Raw genomic sequence first — 2,273 nt, forward strand, 5'->3', positions numbered from 1 at the left:
CTGGTGGCGCCTTCCTGGAATGGATGGAAGGCAAGCCGCTGCCCGGCGTCGAGGTGCTGAAGCGCTGAAGCAATTCCAGGAAAATCGGGCTGCGGTTTTTCCGCCCGTGAAAACGGAGCATTCTTGCAGCCAAGCGGTGACGCCTGGGTTGCACGAATGCGACCAGCCCAATCGACTCGATCAACACTCGGCGAGCCGGCCCGGCGGCGCGACATTCGTTCGATTTCGCGCTTTCCGGCATCATTCCTTTGGCGGTAGAGTTCCGTGAACCGCGGAAAACCGCTGTCAGGAGGAAGCAACAATGAGCGAACGTCTCGAAGACATTGCCGCCGCGATCGTGGCCGACGGCAAGGGCCTGTTGGCCGCCGATGAAAGCTCCGGCACCATCAAGAAGCGCTTCGACGTCATCGGCGTCGAATCGACGGCCGACAGCCGTCGCGACTATCGCGAGATGATGTTCCGCGCCGGGGACGCGATGACGCGCTACATTTCCGGCGTCATCCTCTATGACGAGACCATCCGCCAGAAGGCTGCCGACGGCACGCCGCTGGTCGACATCATCAAGGCGTCCGGCGCCATCCCCGGCATCAAGGTCGATGCCGGCGCCAAACCGCTGGCCGGCTTTCCCGGCGACACCATCACCGAGGGCCTCGACGGCCTGCGCGAACGCCTGGCGGATTACTACAAGCTCGGCGCCCGCTTCGCCAAATGGCGCGCGGTGATCGATATTGACGTCGCCAAGGGTGTGCCGTCGGCGACCTCGATCGGCTCGAACGCGCATGCGCTCGCGCGCTACGCCGCGCTCTGCCAGGAGGCCGGCATCGTGCCGATCGTCGAGCCGGAAGTGCTGATGGACGGCGCCCACGGCATCGACACCTGCTACGAGGTCAGCAAGGCGACGCTGCTCAAGCTCTACAGCGAGCTCTATGCCGCGCGCGTCGTGCTCGAAGGCACCATCCTGAAGCCCAACATGGTCATATCGGGCAAGAAATCGGGCAAGCTGGACAGTCCCGAGATCGTGGCCGAAAAGACAATAAAGCTGTTTCGCGAGACGGTGCCGGCGGCGGTTGCGGGCATTGCCTTCCTCTCCGGCGGCCAATCGGACGAGGAGGCGACCGCCAACCTCAACGCCATCAACGCCATCGGCCAGCATCCGTGGAAGCTCACCTTCTCCTATGGCCGTGCCTTGCAGGCAGCCGCGCAGAAAGCTTGGAGTGGCAAGGCGTCGAACATAGCCGCCGGGCAGGCGGCCTTTATCCATCGCGCCCACATGAACCATCTGGCGGCGCTCGGCAAATGGCAGCCGGCGCTGGAAAGGGCCGCCTGACACGTTTCTTCAGACGCGACGAAAAACCCGGGCTACGCGCCCGGGTTTTGTTTTCGCGGCCGGGCATCCCCACTTCTGGGACTGCGTCGAAAGCGCGCCGGCCATGTCGGATCGCCCCGATGTCGAACGTCCTTGGCAGGAGAGGACAGGAGATAGTCATGCATCGCAATGCCATCGTTTCGCGGGAAGACTGGTTCGAGGCGCACAGAAAGCACCTCGAGCGCGAGAAGGAACTGACTCGGTTTCGTGATTGCGTCGCCGCCGAACGGCGCGAATTGCCCTGGCTGAAGATCCGCAAGGACTACGTCTTTGAGAGCGAGCAAGGCCCGAAACGGCTGGCTGGGCTCTTTGGTGAAAACAGCCAGCTGATCGTCTATCACTTCATGCTGGCGCCCGGTTCGAACCATCGCTGCGAGGGCTGCTCCTTCCTCGCCGACCACATAGACGGCGCCAATCTGCATCTCCAGCATCATGACGTGTCGCTGGTCGTGGTGTCGCGCGCGCCGCTGGCCGAGCTGTTGCCCTACAAGCAGCGCATGGGCTGGCGGTTCGACTGGGTGTCGTCCTATGCGTCCGACTTCAACTTCGACATGCAGGTTTCCTTCACCGACAAGCAGATCGCGGCCGGCGACACCACCTACAATTTCGAAAGGCGCGCCCGCACCTCCAAGGACCTGCCCGGTTCCAGCGTGTTCTACAGGGACGAGGCCGGCGATATCTTCCTCACCTTCACGTCGCGCGCTCGCGGCGGCGATCAGCTGATCGGCGCCTATCACTATCTCGACATGACGCCGAAGGGCCGCAACGAGACCGGCCCCTATGGTGGCCTGATGGACTGGGTGCGGCTGCATGACGAGTACGGGGACGTATCCGAGCCGCCGTCGGCGTGTTGCGACTGAACCGGCGCGGCAAGATCGTTCACCCGCACAACAATATGCGCTAAGGG

The 2,273-nt window shown here is 63.3% G+C and carries 3 protein-coding genes; 2 read left to right on the forward strand and 1 reads right to left on the reverse strand.

What is annotated here, in order from left to right; translation table 11 throughout:
* On the reverse strand, positions 1-302 hold a 302-nt coding region (locus EN742_RS38845), incomplete at its 3' end, for a hypothetical protein (protein WP_210214503.1).
* Between EN742_RS38845 and EN742_RS32340 the strand changes: the two genes are divergently transcribed.
* Positions 302-1,327, forward strand: a complete 1,026-nt coding sequence (locus EN742_RS32340) for a class I fructose-bisphosphate aldolase (protein WP_126057969.1) — start codon at positions 302-304, stop codon at positions 1,325-1,327. The genes EN742_RS38845 and EN742_RS32340 overlap by 1 nt on opposite strands.
* A 158-nt stretch (positions 1,328-1,485) precedes the next feature.
* Positions 1,486-2,226 (forward strand): thioredoxin family protein, encoded by a 741-nt coding sequence (locus EN742_RS32345; protein WP_126057968.1) that lies wholly within the window; start codon positions 1,486-1,488, stop codon positions 2,224-2,226.
* Positions 2,227-2,273: the final 47 nt, after the last annotated feature.

It is taken from the genome of Mesorhizobium sp. M4A.F.Ca.ET.020.02.1.1 (genome assembly GCF_004022645.1).
Lineage (GTDB): Bacteria > Pseudomonadota > Alphaproteobacteria > Rhizobiales > Rhizobiaceae > Mesorhizobium.

Coding starts and splice junctions, on each gene's coding strand:
- EN742_RS32340 (WP_126057969.1), top strand. CDS start 302: ATGAGCGAACGTCTCGAAGACATTGCCGCCGCGATCGTGGCCGACGGC.
- EN742_RS32345 (WP_126057968.1), top strand. CDS start 1,486: ATGCATCGCAATGCCATCGTTTCGCGGGAAGACTGGTTCGAGGCGCAC.